Annotated in this window: 16 protein-coding genes; 11 read left to right on the forward strand and 5 right to left on the reverse strand. The window is 57.5% G+C overall.

Annotation, left to right across the window (positions count from 1 at the left end):
- Positions 1–159 precede the first annotated feature (159 nt).
- Together QP971_RS06540 and QP971_RS06545 are read right to left on the reverse strand one after the other, a co-directional pair.
- Entirely contained in the window at positions 160–450 is a 291-nt protein-coding gene (locus QP971_RS06540) for a DUF4193 domain-containing protein (protein ID WP_049377389.1), read from the reverse strand.
- 112 nt (positions 451–562) lie between these two features.
- Positions 563–1450 (reverse strand): inositol monophosphatase family protein, encoded by an 888-nt coding sequence (locus QP971_RS06545; RefSeq protein ID WP_049377390.1) that lies wholly within the window; start codon positions 1448–1450, stop codon positions 563–565.
- Between QP971_RS06545 and ppgK the strand changes: the two genes are divergently transcribed.
- Together ppgK and QP971_RS06555 are read left to right on the forward strand one after the other, a co-directional pair.
- The gene (gene ppgK / locus QP971_RS06550) at positions 1449–2207 is read left to right on the forward strand and encodes a polyphosphate--glucose phosphotransferase (protein WP_284811138.1); all 759 of its coding nucleotides are present in this window, start codon (positions 1449–1451) and stop codon (positions 2205–2207) included. The genes QP971_RS06545 and ppgK overlap by 2 nt on opposite strands.
- A gap of 134 nt (positions 2208–2341) precedes the next feature.
- Positions 2342–3865, forward strand: a complete 1524-nt coding sequence (locus QP971_RS06555; protein ID WP_193393090.1) for an RNA polymerase sigma factor — start codon at positions 2342–2344, stop codon at positions 3863–3865.
- A 93-nt stretch (positions 3866–3958) separates the two neighbouring features.
- On the opposite strand, the gene QP971_RS06560 is transcribed toward QP971_RS06555, so the two are convergent.
- Positions 3959–5725, reverse strand: a complete 1767-nt coding sequence (locus QP971_RS06560; protein WP_049377393.1) for a DEAD/DEAH box helicase — start codon at positions 5723–5725, stop codon at positions 3959–3961.
- Positions 5722–5973 carry a DUF3039 domain-containing protein gene (locus tag QP971_RS06565; protein ID WP_005325062.1) on the reverse strand — a complete coding sequence of 84 codons (252 nt, stop codon included), beginning with the start codon at positions 5971–5973 and terminating at the stop codon, positions 5722–5724. Before QP971_RS06565 ends, QP971_RS06560 begins: the two co-directional genes overlap by 4 nt.
- A 137-nt stretch (positions 5974–6110) precedes the next feature.
- Between QP971_RS06565 and QP971_RS06570 the strand changes: the two genes are divergently transcribed.
- The 9 genes from QP971_RS06570 to galE all read left to right on the forward strand — a co-directional run bounded on the left by QP971_RS06570 (position 6111) and on the right by galE (position 15775).
- A complete protein-coding gene (locus QP971_RS06570) occupies positions 6111–6485 on the forward strand; it encodes a DUF3099 domain-containing protein (RefSeq protein ID WP_239281982.1) in 375 nt (124 codons plus the stop codon).
- A 15-nt stretch (positions 6486–6500) separates the two neighbouring features.
- Positions 6501–8072: a DUF7782 domain-containing protein gene (locus QP971_RS06575; RefSeq protein ID WP_284811139.1), complete on the forward strand. Its 1572-nt coding sequence runs from the start codon at positions 6501–6503 to the stop codon at positions 8070–8072.
- 43 nt (positions 8073–8115) lie between these two features.
- Complete coding sequence (dtd, locus tag QP971_RS06580) at positions 8116–8559, forward strand: D-aminoacyl-tRNA deacylase (protein WP_049377396.1); 444 nt, start codon at positions 8116–8118, stop codon at positions 8557–8559.
- 359 nt (positions 8560–8918) lie between these two features.
- Positions 8919–10334, forward strand: a complete 1416-nt coding sequence (locus QP971_RS06585; protein ID WP_049377397.1) for an SLC5/6 family protein — start codon at positions 8919–8921, stop codon at positions 10332–10334.
- Between the two features lie 46 nt (positions 10335–10380).
- Positions 10381–11754 carry an L-serine ammonia-lyase gene (locus tag QP971_RS06590; protein ID WP_284811140.1) on the forward strand — a complete coding sequence of 458 codons (1374 nt, stop codon included), beginning with the start codon at positions 10381–10383 and terminating at the stop codon, positions 11752–11754.
- Between the two features lie 144 nt (positions 11755–11898).
- Entirely contained in the window at positions 11899–12690 is a 792-nt protein-coding gene (locus QP971_RS06595; protein WP_431831076.1) for a helix-turn-helix transcriptional regulator, read from the forward strand.
- Between the two features lie 182 nt (positions 12691–12872).
- Positions 12873–13886, forward strand: coding sequence for a sigma-70 family RNA polymerase sigma factor (locus QP971_RS06600; protein ID WP_005325073.1), 1014 nt, complete (start codon positions 12873–12875; stop codon positions 13884–13886).
- Positions 13887–14108: 222 nt separating this feature from the next.
- Positions 14109–14786: a metal-dependent transcriptional regulator gene (locus QP971_RS06605; RefSeq protein ID WP_239273028.1), complete on the forward strand. Its 678-nt coding sequence runs from the start codon at positions 14109–14111 to the stop codon at positions 14784–14786.
- Between the two features lie 2 nt (positions 14787–14788).
- Positions 14789–15775 (forward strand): UDP-glucose 4-epimerase GalE, encoded by a 987-nt coding sequence (gene galE, locus QP971_RS06610; RefSeq protein ID WP_239273029.1) that lies wholly within the window; start codon positions 14789–14791, stop codon positions 15773–15775.
- Positions 15776–15788: 13 nt separating this feature from the next.
- Here the strand turns inward: galE and QP971_RS06615 are convergent, their stop codons facing one another.
- The gene (locus tag QP971_RS06615; protein WP_049377402.1) at positions 15789–16874 is read right to left on the reverse strand and encodes a DUF4192 domain-containing protein; all 1086 of its coding nucleotides are present in this window, start codon (positions 16872–16874) and stop codon (positions 15789–15791) included.

Here is a 16874-nt window from a genome sequence, read left to right on the forward strand (position 1 = left end):
CACCAGCCGAGAAAATGGCCGCACTGATAAACTCAACCGAAACATAAGAAGTGTTTCCACGACCACTAGAATCCGCCTGTGGTGGCTGCTACAACAAACCCCGCACCCGGCAGGTTTAAAGTTACCGAGTGCGGGGTTTCGTTTCTGCTGCGTATTCCTTTAGGCGCAATCCTTGCAGATTGGCTGGCCGTCCTCTTCGTGAGAGTAACGCTTATTTGACTGCACTAGGAAACACGAACCGCAGGTAAACTCATTTTCCTGACGTGGAACTACCTCAACATTAAGCTCCTCGCCCGTGAGGTCTACTGATGGCGGCTGGAAGGCTTCGACGATTTCTCCGTCATCGTCCATGCCGTTGTTATCGCCCTCAGCGGCTTTGAGTCCTTCTAGGGAGTCAGTTTCGAGTTCATCTTCCGCGCGCCGGCGCGGTGCGTCATAATCGGTGGCCATAATGCACGCCCCTAATGGTCAAGTTGCTTTAAGGAATGGGTATTTATCGATCGCGCATAGTAAAGCACAAATGGCTCGATGTCATCTCACCGCTCGCCGGCGTGGGAAACTATTACCCCCGCAGCGCGTCCGTGGCCCTGTGCGCTGCTAAAAGCTTTTCGAATGCGGGGGCCAAATCTGCCCCCGCGGCCCAGGTAAGTTCACCGTCAGCGGATCCTTTATCAAAGCCTGGATGGCGCACCACCGCACCTGCCTCGCGAGCAATGATTGCCCCGGCAGCGAAGTCCCACGCATTGATGCCGTGCTCAAAGTAGGCGTCAACGGTTCCCTCTGCCACCCTGCATAGGTCGAGCGCGGCAGCGCCGATGCGGCGAATATCACGCACATTAGGCAGGAGCTTGGTAAGGAGCTCGGCTTGGGCTGCTCGCCGGTCAGCTTCGTAACCAAATCCGGTGGCTACCAAGGCCAACGCAGGATCTTGTGTCTGGCCACACCGCAGTGCGTGCTCAATTCCATCTGGGCCGGTGACCGTGGCACCTCGGCCGGCTGCGGCAGCATAGGTGCGCCCGCGCGCCACGTTGACCACCGCGCCAGCTACGAGGTGCCCTTGGTATTCTGCACCAATGGATACGGCGTAGTCCGGCACCCCGTAGAGGAAATTCACGGTGCCGTCAATCGGATCGACAATCCAGGTAACACCACTCGTCGATTCCACATTGGCGCCTTCTTCGCCAAAGATTCCGTCCCCGGGGCGTTGGGTGCGGATGGTGGTGACAATGAACTCCTCTGTCGCGGTATCGACCTCCGTTACTGGATCTACGTCGCTGGACTTGGTGTGAGTATGCGCCGCGATGCCGTCGCCTGCTACGAGTTCTGCGCGCCGCGCAGTAATTAATTCCGCAGCCCGCGTGGCGGTAGAAACGGCAAAATCCCGCAAGTGGAGAAAATCGATCTGCTCAGTCATGCCAACTATTGTGCCTTCTTCTAGACTATCGGGCATGACTACTCTTTCTGGCCATTCCTTCGGCATCGATATCGGCGGCTCCGGCATTAAAGGCGCTGAGGTGGACCTTGCCACCGGCGAATTCGTGGGTGAACGCATGAAGATCGCCACCCCACAGCCATCTACGCCGCACGATGTTGCCAAGGTGGTAGCCCACATCGTGCAGGAAAAACAGTGGGACGGCCCCGTTGGCATCACCCTGCCTTCCGTGGTTCGCAACCAAGAAGTCGAGACTGCGGCAAATATTTCCAAGGACTGGATTGGGGTCAACGCCACAGAACTCTTTGCGGACTACCTCAATGCAGATTTTGTCGTGCTTAACGACGCCGACGCGGCGGGACTAGCCGAGGTCGCCTACGGAAAGGACATCGCCAAGCAGGGCTCCGTAATTTTCCTAACCCTAGGCACCGGTATCGGTTCGGCATTCTTCCTGGACGGCCAGTTGTTCCCTAATACCGAACTGGGGCACCTCACGGTGGGCGATGACGAGGCTGAGAAGATTGCGTCCTCGGCCGTAAAGGACCGCGAGGAACTCAAGTACAAGCAGTGGACTAAACGACTCAACAAGGTCCTCGCGGAATATGAAAAGCTCTTCAACCCGCAGGCCTTCCTCATCGGGGGTGGAATTTCCCGCAAGTTTGAAAAGTGGGGCCCACACCTTGATATTGAAACCCCCGTCATGCCTGCACAACTGCGCAATCGCGCAGGAATTGTCGGAGCTGCGATGGCGGCGGTAGACGGTTTGAAACCGTAATATTTACGCACTGCAGGTGACCCTATCCACCGGCAGATTGGAAAGATCCTCTATACTGGGCGGTCGATCCTAAGTTAAATAGCTCTAGGGCGTGTCTGGCCTGCATAAGGCCACAACGCGCTAACATCACACTGATGCACGAGCACCCGACTAGGGCGCACAGAGCTGTTTCAATCAAGAAGTTAGTCGAAAGGGCGTACGTGGCAGCCACTGAATCTTCAGACCAGGCACTCGGCGAGGGCGAAAACGCCGCTGAGGCATCTACTCCTGCAAAGAAGACCGCCAAGAAGACGGCAAAGAAAACCGCGAAAAAGACGGCTAAGAAGACGGCCAAAAAGACCGCTAAGAAAACAGCCAAGAAGACTGCGAAGAAGACCGCCAAAAAGTCGGCCAAGAAGACCACTAAGAAGTCTGCCAAAAAGGCCACTAAGAAGACGGTCCGCAAATCCGCGGCAAAGAAGCAGGAATCCCCAGCCGAGTCCGAAAAGCAGGCACAGCCGGAAGCAGAAGAGGAGCTCGAGGAGGACGAGCACGACGAAGACGTCGACTTCGATCCCACCAATGCGGACATCGAAGACGATGATGACTTCGACGCCGGCGAAGACCTCGAAGAGGACTTGGACGACGACGATGAGGAAGAAGAGGAAGACTCCTCTTCCGTCTGGGACGAGGAAGAATCCGCTGCGCTGCGCCAGGCACGCAAGGATGCGCAGTTAACCGCCTCTGCTGACTCCGTTCGTGCCTACCTCAAGCAGATTGGTAAGGTCGCCCTGCTCAACGCCGAGCAAGAGGTTTCCCTAGCCAAGCGCATCGAGGCTGGCCTGTACGCACAGCACCGCATGGATGAGATGGAAAAAGCCCGCGCCGAAGGCGATAAGGCTGCCAAGCTCTCCCCCATGGAAAAGCGCGACCTGCGCAGCATCGCCCGCGATGGCCGCAAGGCCAAGAACCACCTACTGGAGGCCAACCTGCGTCTGGTGGTTTCCTTGGCCAAGCGCTACACCGGCCGTGGCATGGCTTTCTTGGACCTCATTCAGGAAGGCAACTTGGGCCTTATCCGCGCGGTGGAGAAGTTCGATTACACCAAGGGCTATAAGTTCTCCACTTACGCCACCTGGTGGATCCGCCAGGCCATTACTCGCGCCATGGCTGACCAGGCTCGTACCATCCGCATCCCAGTGCACATGGTGGAAGTCATCAACAAGCTGGGCCGCATCCAGCGCGAGCTGCTGCAGGACTTGGGCCGTGAGCCTACCCCGCAGGAGCTGGCGAAGGAGATGGATATCACCGAGGAAAAGGTGCTCGAAATCCAGCAGTACGCCCGCGAGCCCATTTCCTTGGATCAGACCATCGGTGACGAAGGCGATTCCCAATTGGGTGACTTCATCGAGGACTCCGAGGCCGTCATCGCGGTCGACGCCGTATCCTTCACCTTGCTGCAGGATCAGCTCCAAGACGTACTGACTACGCTGTCCGAGCGTGAGGCCGGCGTGGTTCGCCTCCGCTTTGGCTTGACCGACGGCATGCCGCGCACTTTAGACGAGATTGGCCAGGTCTACGGAGTTACCCGCGAGCGCATTCGCCAGATCGAGTCCAAGACGATGTCGAAGCTGCGCCACCCATCTCGTTCGCAGGTTCTGCGCGATTACCTCGACTAATCGCTGCAGCTGCAGGAGCGAAGAAAGCCCGCACCAATTTCGGTGCGGGCTTTTTGCGTAACTACTTTCTATCCACCGTAGGCCGCTCTACCTCTACCACTTGCGCAAGTACTCGATGCGCTCGCGCAGCTGCTCGGCACTACACAGCGCGGTGGGCGGACCGCCACAGGCCTTGCGCACCTCAGTATGGATAGCACCGTGCGGGCGGCCGGAGCGCTGGGCAGCGATGGATACGACCGTATTGAGCTCTTTGCGCAGCTGGCCTAGCTCGTCGACGACTCCGGTGTCGCTGGGCTCAGATTCCCTGGACTTCTTCCGTGAGGCCGGCGCATAGTCCATGCCGTAGAGCTTGCGGCGGTGAGCTTCCTCCGCCTCTGCGGCGCGTCGCGCCTTTTCCTCCGCTTCGCGGCGGTCCATTTCTTCGGATTGCTTCTTGCGCAGCAAGTCTTTTACTTGGTCCGCATCCAGTAGCCCGGGAATACCTAGAAAGTCCGCTTCCTCATCGGTGGTCATATCCCCGGTATTGAACTGAGAACCATTATACAGCAGGCCCGAGAACTCTGCCTCGGCACCAAGCGACTCATAAGACTTCTCCAGCATGTCTGGTTCGGTCTTCTTCTGATTCGCCTGCTCTAGCAGTTCGTCGTCCCAGCCTTCCTTGTCGGGCTTTTCTTCACCCAAGACGTGGTCGCGGGACTTTTCCATATTTTCGGCCAAGCCCAGCAGGACAGGGACCGAAGGAAGGAAAACCGACGCCGTCTCACCCGGCATGCGCGAGCGCACGAAGCGGCCGATGGCCTGGGCGAAAAAGAGCGGGGTTGATGCCGAGGTAGCATAGACGCCCACCGCTAGGCGCGGGACGTCGACGCCCTCGGACACCATGCGGACTGCCACCATCCACTCATCGGTGGACTCCGAAAATTCCTGAATGCGGTCCGAGGAGCCGGGATCATCAGACAAAATCACCGACACGGGTGTATTGGAAAGCTGCTTGAGGATCTTGGCATAGGCGCGTGCGGTCGTCGTATCCGAAGCCAGCACCAGGCCGCCGGCATCCGGCATATTGCGTCGCATTTGCATCAGGCGGGTATGCGCCGCCTGCAGCACCGCAGGGATCCACTCGCCCTTGGGGTCCAAGGCGGTGCGCCACGCTCGGGCGGTTTGCTCCGCATTCATAATGTCGCCCAAACGGGCTGCATGCTCCTCACCGGCCGAATCGCGCCAGCGGGCTTCGCCAGAGTAAGAAAGAAATACAACGGGGCGCACGACGCCATCGGCAAGCGCATCGCCATAGCCATAGGTATGGTCCGAGCGGGATACCTTGTGCCCCTCCCCATCGTCTACGTACTGAACGAATGGAATGGGCGAGTCATCGGAGCGGAAAGGCGTACCGGTCAAAGCCAAGCGGTGATTGACATCATCATAGGCTTCCTTGACGCCATCGCCCCAGCTCTTGGCGTCGCCTGCATGGTGAATCTCATCAAGGATCACCAAAGTGCGCCGAGCAGAGGCCACCGCGCGGTGCTTGAAGGGGTGCATACCCACCTGCGCATAGGTCACCACAATGCCGTCCATGGAGGGATTAACGGCAGAGGAATTGCTAAACGCGGGATCTAGAGCTAGACCTACGCGCGCGGCAGCGCTAGACCACTGGGTCTTAAGGTGCTCGGTAGGCACCACCACGATGACGCGCTCGACCGTGCGGTCTTCCATGAGCTCGGTGGCAATGCGCAGTGCGAAGGTAGTCTTTCCGGCGCCCGGGGTCGCCACCGCCATGAAGTCCTGCGGCTTAGTGGCGAGGAATTTATCGAGGGCGGATTGCTGCCAGGCGCGAAGGTTAGTCTTTTTAAAAGTCCTCACTTGCGGCGCAGACCCTTATACACACGCTCACAATCGGGGCACACCGGAGAACCCGGCTTTGCCTGCTTGGTCACCGGGAAAGTTTCACCGCATAGCGCAACGACGTACTTGCCGTTCACCGCGGAATCGAGGATGTGATCCTTTTTGACGTAGTGGAAGAACTTCGGCGTGTCATTATCCGTCGTCGAAGTGTCTTCACGAATATCTGGCCGTTCAATTGTCTTCGTAGTCGTAGTCACGCACTCCATTTTGCCGCATCGGCATCGAACTTTGCGAGTCAGGCGGCTACCCTTGGAGAACATGTACACGTCATGCACGCCGGCCACTGCGCCCCACTCCCCTTATCGAGGGAACTCCGACGCGCACGAGGGGAGCCGAGTCTAGGTTGTTTGGCAAAAAAGAGCGCTATCTCATCACAGATGCCAAGCTCACGCCTGGCCAGGACCGCAAGCGCCGCGAAATTCGGTACGGAATCTTCCAGTTTTTGCGCGTTCCTTCCCTGCTCATCGCAGGCTATTTCCTTTATATGCATTGGTGGCTTTTAGCCGCCATCATTGTGGGCGTGACATTTCCCCTCCCCTGGATAGCCGTGGTGATTGGCAACGGCCGGGGTGAAAAGAAGGATAAGCGCGAGAAAAACGTGTACAAGCCAGCCATGAACCGGCAGCTTTATAGCCAGGCCCACGCCCCACAGGTATCCGGCGGTACCGCCCGGCCTATTGAGGCACACCACGACATCATCGATCACGAAGAAGAGTAAAGGATTCCTGCCTACATGACGACCGCTTTTGGCCCCGACTTTGATGCCCCCGCGCTAGCCAAGCTGGCCGCAGAGCTTTCCGACGTCTTTACCGCCGCCGGTTTTACTACCGATGGCATAGCCGGGCACCTAGGTCCGGAAGTTACCGAGGCCCTCTTCCGCGGCGAACCCGCACCAGTTGCGCTCGCCGCGCACAGCGAATCTCAATTGGATCTTTTGATCCGCTTCTTTCTCCTGCATCAACACCTGCCGGCCACGCTTTTGGGCGAAGCGGTAGGCGCGCGCCTGGCTACCCAGTTGCTGGATGCCAATGTTGCGGTTGCCGACGCCCATGGCAAGGTATACATTGCCCTCGATATCCGCCCCCACACCATCGTTGGCGCCAACCGTCTCATCTTCTCCGACGTCGACGCCTCCTTGGTCGACCACGTACCTGGCCCAGACCATGTGCTTGGCGTTGGCGCGGCAAGCCTCTCCCTACTGCAATCCACACCAGTAAGCCCAGTGGGCAGCGTCTTAGATCTAGGCACTGGCTCGGGCGTCCAATTGCTGGGGCAGCTCGATTGCGCTGAAAAGATTACCGCCACCGACGTGCATGAGCGTGCGTTGAAGCTGGCCGAGGCTACCATTGCCGCTACTGGCGATAGCGAGAAAGTGGAATTGCTGCAAGGTTCGTGGTTCGACCCTGTAGCCGGCCGCCGCTTTGACCGCCTCGTAGCTAACCCACCTTTTGTCGTTGGCCTTCCCGAAGTTGGCCACGTCTACCGCGATTCCGGGTTAAACCTGGATGGTGCCAGCGAGCTGGTTGTCTCTCGGGCCACCGACCACCTAACCCCTGGCGGAACGGCTCACCTTCTAGCCGCTTGGGTACACACCAGCGGCGAGACCTGGCAGCAACGTGTTGCTTCCTGGCTGCCGGACAAAGGAATTGCCGCCTGGATCATTCAGCGCGACGTAGCCGATCCCGCACTCTATGTGTCCACCTGGCTCGAGGACGAATCCCTGGATGTACGCTCCCCTGAAGGACAAGAGCGCTCACGCGCCTGGCTGGAACATTTCCAGCAACATGAGGTCAATGGCATTGGCTTTGGATTTGTCGCTATCCAACGCATCGGCGACGATGAACCTGCCGATATCTTGGCCGAAGAAATGCCGCAGGCCTTTAGCGACCCACTTGGCCCTGAAGTAGAAGAATACTTTGCCCGCGTGGCGTGGTTGCGCGACCTAGTACCCGGCGAGCTACAGGGAAAGCACTTCCACGTGCGCCCGGGGCTGGCACGCGAAGATATCAGCACCCCAGATGGGGAATTGGGCCAGGGCTTTACACGGGCCGCGCTACGTCTTACTCGCACCGACGGTCCGCGCTGGAGCCACGAAGTAGATGAACACATCGCTGCCATAGTCGCTGGACTCAACCCACAGGGCTTGAACCTGGAAGAAACCATTGGCCTGTATGCGGCGGCGCACGGATTCGACGAAGCAGAACTTACTACTGCTGCCCTACCCGCCGTGATCGATATGGTCCGACATGGCCTGCTTATCCCAGCTGATCTCCTCTTGGATACCGATTCGCCGGACCTCAGCTAGATCCGCACTGTCCCCCCACTCGTTATATAAGGAGAAGTAAACCATGCGCGCAGTTTTGACTCGGGTATCGGAGGCCACAGTGACCGTCGATGGAGAGACCGTAGGGGCCATTACTAGTCCCGAAACCGGTGGCCTTCTCGCTCTAATTGGGGTCTCACGCGAGGATATGGATGATTGGCAACCCCGCGCTGAGAAGATGGCACGCAAGATTGCAGAACTGCGCATTCTTGATGGCGAAGTGTCAGTCATTGATGCCGGAGCGCCCGTGCTTGTGGTGAGCCAATTTACTTTGTACGGCCGCACTGCCAAAGGTCGACGCCCTTCGTGGGCGGATGCCGCTCCAGGACCCGAGGCCGAACCGGTCATCGCGGCGATTATTGCGAACCTCAGGGAACGCGGCGTGTCAGTAGAAACAGGCCAATTCGGGGCTAAAATGCGCGTTTCCTCTGTGAACGAAGGACCTTTCACTGTCTTGGTAGAGACCTAGCCCGCACCCTCAATTTCCGCCCCACGAGATCTGAAAATCGTGTTAAGCAGGACCGTTTACAAACGATTCCGTGAGCCAAACCACTTTTCCAGATATTGTTTAGAGCAAGCCATAAAGCGCTGGCGAATGCAAATTCTCAGAGAGTGATAAATGCCCTACTCGCAGTGCAATAATTTATTATCACTCTGCAAGATTTTGTTCTATGCTGAAGGCACAGCGAAGCAAAAGGGCTGGACATGCAGGATGCGAGATAGATTCTCAAAATCCTACAAACGCAAAATTGATTGAGAAAATTTTTTCTCAATCATGGTTGCAGAAGCCCAAACGCTTCGGCCGACCAACTAGATGTAGGAAAGAAAATGTCCCACTCAATCACGCGGCGCAACAAAGCCCAGCACCCAGAAAACCAAGCTGAGTTGCCTGAGGATCTCAAGGCCTCCAAGGCAGCTCCCTCCTCCAAGGAATCCGCACCAGCCCCTGGCATTGACACCCCGTTCGATGGCCAGAAGGGTGCACCGAAGTGGAATAAGGAAGACACCGTATGGATGCTCTCCCTGTTCGGCACCGCAATCGGCGCTGGTGTCCTCTTCCTCCCCATTAACGCCGGCATCGGTGGCATCATCCCGCTTATCATCATGACGGTCTTAGCACTGCCTATGACCTACTGGGCTCACCGCGGAATGACCCGCTTGGTACTGTCCAGTTCCAAGCCAGACGGTGACCTCACGGACGTCGTGGAAGAGCACTTTGGCAAAAAGGCTGGTGTGCTCATGAACGTCCTGTACTTCCTGTCGGTCTACCCCATCCTGCTGGTCTACTCGGTCACCATCACGAACACGGTCAACTCCTTCCTGGAGCACCAGCTCGGAATTACTCCTCCGGACCGCTGGCTTACCTCCCTCCTGCTGGTAGGCGGCCTCATCCTAATCGTCCGCATGGGCAAGGACGTCGTAGTTCACGTCATGTCTTATTTGGTATACCCATTCATCGGCATCTTGGTTCTGCTTTCCCTCTACCTCATCCCAAAGTGGAATACCGCGCTCTTTGATTCCTTCGACCTCAACGTTGCTCGCGAGGCTTCTGGCCACAGCATGGGCGTTACCCTGATGCTGCTGGTTCCGGTTATGGTCTTCTCCTTCAACCACTCCCCGATGATTTCCTCCTTCGCCGTTGACCGCCGCCAGACCTACGGCAAGTTCGCTGAGGCCAAGTCCCGCAAGACCTTGCTCCGCGCAGAAATCCTCATGGTCGTCGTGGTTATGTTCTTCGTCTTCTCCTGCGCTCTGAGCCTCTCCCCGGCTGACATGGCGGAAGCTAAGGCACAAAACATCACCATCCTGTCCTACTTGGCCAACCACTTCGATAACCCACTTATCCAGTGGATTGCCCCCATCATCGCCATGATTGCAGTTGCTAAGTCCTTCCTCGGCCACTACCTCGGCGCAGCCGAAGGCTTCGAAGGTCTCGTCGTCAAGGGCAGCAAGAACGCAAGCAAGGACGACGCAGAGTCCGCTCACAAGCTCGATACCATCACCCTCATCTTCATGCTGGTCACCGCTTGGCTCGTCGCCTGGGCTGACCCATCCATCTTGGGCATGATTGAAACCCTGTGTGGCCCGACGATTGCCATCATGCTCTTCATCATCCCAATGGTCGCCATCCACAAGGTCCCAGCGCTGAAGCGCTACAAGGGCAAGGCTTCCAACTACTTCGTCTTCTTCATGGGCCTCGTCGCCCTAGCAACCATCATCTACTCCATCGTCCAGGCTTTCTAAGCACCGCCACAGACGAGAAAATCGCAGAGGATTCAAGGAAAGAACAATGTTCATCAGCATCTTCGATATGTTCAAGATTGGCATCGGCCCCTCAAGCTCACACACCCTTGGCCCAATGAAAGCCGGCAAGGCTTTCGTGGACGAGCTCAAGGAAAAGGACCTCTTAGACAAGGTCACTCGAGTTCAGGCAAATGTCTACGGCTCCCTCTCCCTCACGGGCATCGGCCACTCCACCGACAAGGCCATCCTTCTCGGCCTCGCTGGTGAAGAGCCAGAGACGGTTGATATCGACGGCATCTCCGAATTCATGAAGAATGTCCGCAGCAGCGAGAAGCTCATGCTGGGCGGCTCCCACGAGGTGGAATTCCCCAAGGACGGCGGCTTCTTCTTCCACGACGAGTACCTGCCAATGCACGAAAACGGAATGTGTCTTATCGCCCTCGCCGGCGAAGAAGACATCCTGCACAAGACCTACTACTCGGTCGGCGGCGGTTTCATTGTCAAGCAGGAAGACTTTGCCAAGCGCACGGACGCCAAGGTTGATATCCCCTTCCCGTACGCCAGCGCCGCAGAAATGCTCGAGCTGTGCGAGAAGAACAACATGACCCTCCCGGAGCTAGGCCTTGCCAACGAGTTGGCACTTCGTTCCGAAGAAGAGGTCAATGAGCACCTGCGCAAGGTTCGCGATGTCATGTACACCGGCATCAAGCGCGGCTCCGCTACCGACGGCCCGCTCCCAGGCTCCCTCCTTGTCCCCCGCCGCGCCGCTGCCCTCAGGCGCCGCCTGGAGCAGTCCGAACCGCACGATGGTCTAAACATCCTCAGCTGGGTCAATATGTTCGCACTGGCTATCTCTGAAGAGAATGCATCCTGCGGCCGCGTTGTCACCGCACCTACGAACGGCGCCTGCGGCGTTGTCCCGGCAGTACTGGCTTACTACGACAAGTTCGTTGAGCCCGTTACCACCGAGATGTTTGCTGATTACATCTTCGCCTGCAACCAGATTGCTTCCCTGTACAAGATGAACGCTTCCATCTCTGGCGCTGAGGTCGGCTGCCAGGGAGAGGTTGGTGTAGCGTGCTCCATGGCTGCTGGTGGTCTCGCCCAGCTCATGGGCGCTACCCCAGAGCAGGTTTGCATTGCAGCCGAGATTGGCATGGAGCACAAGCTAGGCCTGACCTGTGACCCAGTACTCGGGCAGGTTCAGGTACCCTGCATTGAGCGCAACGCTGTCGCTGCCGTTGACTCCATCACCAGCGCCCGCATGGCGCTGGAACGCGAGAGCAAGCCATGCGTCTCTTTGGACGAAGTCATCTGGACCATGTATAAGACTGGTAAGGATATGAACGCCAAGTACAGGGAAACCTCACAAGGTGGCCTGGCCCTAGCAGTTCACCCGCCAGTTCCGGTGTGTGGATAGAGACCACCCTGTAAAGAAGCGACGAGCCGGGTGAGCACAGCGCTAAGCCGCTTGTGTTCACCCGGCTTTCTTGGCGCTACTGCCCCTTCCGCCTATTCGCTTCCGTGTGATATCTTCTCTATAATCTGACAGGAATTAAAGGACATGCTTCAGCTAATGAACTTCCCTAGCGGCAGTGCCTCCGAAGAAAACTTCCTCGAGCAGTACATTCCCCTCGTCGAATTCCTCGGTAAGGCAATGGGCCCCAACACCGAAATCGTGCTGCACGATCTCGACGTTCCCGATAAATCCATCATGGCCATCGCCAACGGCCACATCTCTGGCCGGCAGCTAGGCGGCCCAGTGACCGATTTCGCTCTGTGGTTTATGAAACAAGGCGATGCCGCAGCAATCCCCATGATGACCGGCTACCGCGCCGTCAATGCGGAAGGAAAAATTTGCCGCTCTTCTAGTTATTTCATCCGAGACGACTCCGGCCATATGCGCGGCATGCTGTGCATCAATGTTGATGTCTCTGAATTGGTACACATTCGCGATGCTGCCGCCGCACTTATCGGCAACGCCGATGATCCCGCATTTGATAAGTCAAAGGCCTTCGGCGGCTACCCCGGTACGGAAGAGCTGCCGCAGCGACCCGTCGCGGTACCAGACCCGGTTCCAGAAGACGAGGCTGCGGAAGAGGCGCCAGAGAAGGAAGAAGTCAGCGAGTCTTTGCGTTCCAACGTGGAGAACCTTCTAGATTCCATGTTGAATTCCGCAATTTCTAACCAGAGCACGCCAGTACCTCGCATGCAGCGCGAGGAGCGACTCGAAGTGGTCTCTGACCTTGAGAATGCAGGATTCTTCCTTCTTAAAGGCGGAATTGCCGCGGCAGCGACGCGCCTAGGCGTATCTGAACCGACTATCTACCGCTACCTCGTCCAGGTACGCGGATAGTAGTTCCACATACCAAGCTATTCGCAGCTCGTAACCGTTCCCCGTGGTACCTCTCCCCCGAAAAGGTGGAGTTGTACCACGGGGACCAACTGTTTTTACTAATTCTCTCTGCACTGGGAACTAAATCGCTAAAGACTCCGTTGTACTTTGTGAAACCGGCGACAAATTCAGGAGGCTTCACTATGACGAAGACATCTGCCACCACCGCCAAGGGCACTTCAAGTGCCACTACTGATGAAGAACAGGAAGTAGACCGCGGATCTCGCCGCAACCAAACCAACGATAATCCTTCTGCCGACCTCGTCCGCGTCTATCTCAACGGCATTGGCAAGACCGCACTGCTCAGCGCGGAAGATGAGGTAGAACTCGCTCAGGCCATCGAGGTTGGACTGTACGCGGAGTACAAGCTCAATAACGCAGAAAAGCTCACCCGTGCCGAAAAGCGCGACCTAAAGATCCTCGCCCGCGAAGGCAAGAAGGCACGCTCCCACCTGCTCGAAGCCAACCTGCGCCTCGTTGTCTCGCTGGCCAAGCGCTACACCGGCCGCGGTATGCCACTGCTGGATCTCATCCAGGAGGGCAACCTAGGCCTTATCCGCGCAATGGAGAAGTTCGATTACGCCAAGGGATTCAAGTTCTCCACTTACGCCACTTGGTGGATCCGTCAGGCGATTACCCGCGGCATGGCTGACCAGTCCCGCACCATTCGCCTCCCAGTCCACTTGGTTGAGCAGGTTAACAAGCTTTCTCGTATTAAGCGGGAGATGTATCAATCATTGGGCCGCGAAGCTACCAACGAGGAGCTTTCGGAAGAATCCGGTATTGATGAGAACAAGATTGAAATGCTGCTGCGCCAGTCACGCGATCCGGTCTCTCTCGATATGCCGGTAGGTACCGATGAAGAAGCTCCTTTGGGCGACTTCATTGAAGATGCAGAAGCTACCGATGCTGAAACTGCGGTCGTCGCATCTATGCGTCACTCTGATATCCGCGGTGTGATTGACACCTTAGAGAAGCGCGAGCAAGACGTCATCCGCCTGCGTTATGGCCTCGATGATGGTGTTCCGCGCACCTTGGATCAGATAGGCCGCCGCTTCGGCCTTTCACGCGAGCGTGTACGCCAGATTGAGCGCGAAGTCATGGCAAAGCTGCGCGATGGAAACCGCGCCGATCGCTTGCGCGAGTACGCTTTGTAATCCACGCCTACCGTATTTGGCAGCACATCCTCTCCCCGGGCCCATTTGGCAACGTACCGCCATGGACTCGGGGTTTGGCGTTGATAAGACATCGGCTTGGTTCCTAGCGGCGAGCCAAGCCTTGGGTAGGCTAATCTGGACTGCAGAGTCTAGAAAGCGCTTTCCCGTTCTTGGGCGGGACTATAGCCGCGTAACTGTATTCACACAGAAAGGTATGCCCACGTGAGGGACCTAGTTGATACAACGGAGATGTATCTGCGGACCATCTACGAGCTAGAGGAAGAAGGCATTACTCCCCTACGCGCCCGCATTGCGGAGCGCTTGGAGCAGTCTGGGCCTACGGTCTCTCAGACTGTAGCTCGCATGGAGCGCGATGGCCTTTTGCACGTGCGCACCGACCGCAGCTTGGATCTCACGGACAAGGGCCGCGACCTAGCTACCGCAGTCATGCGCAAGCACCGGTTGGCAGAGCGTTTGCTTACCGACGTCCTGGGGCTCGACATTGCCAAGGTTCACGACGAGGCCTGCCGGTGGGAGCATGTGATGAGCGAAGAGGTGGAAAAGCGCATGGTCGCCGTTCTCGATGATCCGACGCGGTCGCCTTTTGGCAATCCTATTCCGGCGCTATCTGCACTTGGCTTCAATGTTACTCAGCCGGACCAGGGCACCCGCGCGGTCGATCTCCCCAATGGCGAGCAAGTCTCCGCGACCGTCATCCAGGTCAATGAAATCCTGCAGGTTGATGATGGCACCTTCCAAGAACTCACCGATGCTGGGATCCGTGTGGGCGCCAAGGTGTCTGTAGTCAATAACAGCGGCACGATTACACTGTCGACACCGGAAGGTGGCAGCGTCGTGCTTTCCGACGATTTGGCGCACGCAGTGCGCGTGGAGGTATAGCCATGAAGCTTCTCATCACCGGTGGCGCCGGCTACGTGGGCAGCGTCTGCGCCGCAGTATTAGTCGAGCAGGGCCATGACGTAACCATCATCGATAATTTCTCCACCGGCAACCGTGAGGCCGTTCCGGAAGCCGCCCGCCTCATCGAGGGCGACGTCGCGGACAAGGCTGCCGATGTCCTGGGCGAAGGTGGCTTCGAAGGCGTCATTCACTTCGCTGCACGCTCCTTGGTGGGCGAATCCGTGGAAAAACCAGATGAGTACTGGCAGCACAACGTAGTTACTACCCTGATGCTGCTTAATGCCATGCGGGATAACGACGTCAAAAACCTCGTCTTTTCCTCCACCGCTGCAACCTACGGTGAGCCTGACCAGGTACCGATTACGGAAGACATGCCAACCCAGCCCACCAATCCGTATGGTGCGACCAAGCTGGCCATCGACTACATGATCACGTCCTTTGCCCACGCCTACGGCCTGGGCGCTACCTCGCTGCGCTATTTCAATGTGGCTGGCGCCTACGGAAATATTGGCGAGAACCGCGAGGTAGAAACCCACCTCATCCCCATCGTGTTGCAAGTTGCTTTGGGCCACCGGGATAAGATTTTCATGTTCGGTGATGACTGGGATACCACAGACGGCACCCCAGTGCGTGACTACATCCATATCCGCGATCTAGCCGACGCCCACGTGCTTGCCCTCGAGTCCAATGAATCTGGCGCCCACCGCATTTACAACTTGGGTTCTGGCGATGGGTACTCCGTCAAGCAGGTCATCGAAATGTGCCGCAAGGTCACCGGCCACGACATTCCGGCTGAGGTGGCCCCGCGCCGCGCAGGCGACCCAGCTACGCTCATCGCTTCCTCTGAGAAGATTCAGCGCGAGCTCGGGTGGAATCCCACCCGTACGGACCTGGAAACCATCGTCACCGACGCGTGGAACTTCACCCGACAGCTCGGCGATAAGGCGCATTCGGCGAAGCGCTCCTAGAACGCCGCGCGTGTTAAGCGGGGCTGTCGACGCGGAGCCCCGCTGCCTCGCGGGCTAGCTCGCAACCATGGCATAGGCTGGAGACCAACCGCTTTCCCATGCCGCTGCGATATCCCTGCGCTATGAGGCGCCCCAAATTGTGATGGGGCGCCTCTTCTACGACTACGGAAAGCGCCGGACCGGCATAAATTCCGAATTCGTGGGACACCTGGCTAGCAGCATACAAAGCTAGAGCGTTATAGCGAATAGACCCCTGGAATGTACGTGCTACCGCCAATAACAGGTCACCTGCTTCCTGCGGCGCGGAGACGAGCTCCGTAATGACTAGGTCGCGGGTCCAGGTGGTAGACATCCACATGGCTGCCACACACAACAATTCTTCATTTTCTAGGGTTTCCTCCAGCGATTCGACCTCGCTGAGCACATAGCGGGCATCGGCAATAAGGTGTTTGACCACCTGCACTGGATCTGTAGTGCCATACCCGTGCCCGGCGCGCAATTGGCGGGCAATCTCTTCGGCGCATCGCTCCATGGCCCTAATCTCTTCTTCCCCAAAGTAGGGGTTCGGGTCCTTAAAGCGCTGGACCAAGTCATGACGGCTAAGTTCCGGAAGCATGCCATTATTCACGCAGGCGCGCATCGTGTGGCTCGTCGAGATGGCGGGTATGGTTCCTTCCATCCAGTTCTGCAGCGGGCCCTCGCCGCTTTCTGTGGCGTGGCCAAAGATGAGGTCATAGGCGGTATTGGTGGAGAGTTCTTCGGACAGCCAGCAGGCATCGATGCCCATACCTGTCCGGTCTTGGAAATGATAAAGAGACTGCAGAATATCCCAGAGCTCTCCTTCCTCGCGCTGGGAGAGCACGAAACAGAAAATGATTTCGGGATTTCCGCAGTGAAACGCATCCATCACTTCGTGAAGGGCACCAGGCACATCGTGCAGATCGAGGCGGGCTACTGGTCCGATGCTGTATCCGCGTTGGCTGGGTTGGATGGAGATGAGGATGACTGATTCGGTGGGAAAGAATCCGAGGATTCCTGGAATATTGGCGAGGATATCGCCGGGCGTACGGATGGGCTGAGTTGGTGTTGTGATGTCCAT

The sequence above is a fragment of the Corynebacterium marquesiae genome (assembly GCF_030229635.1).
GTDB classification, from domain to species: domain Bacteria; phylum Actinomycetota; class Actinomycetes; order Mycobacteriales; family Mycobacteriaceae; genus Corynebacterium; species Corynebacterium marquesiae.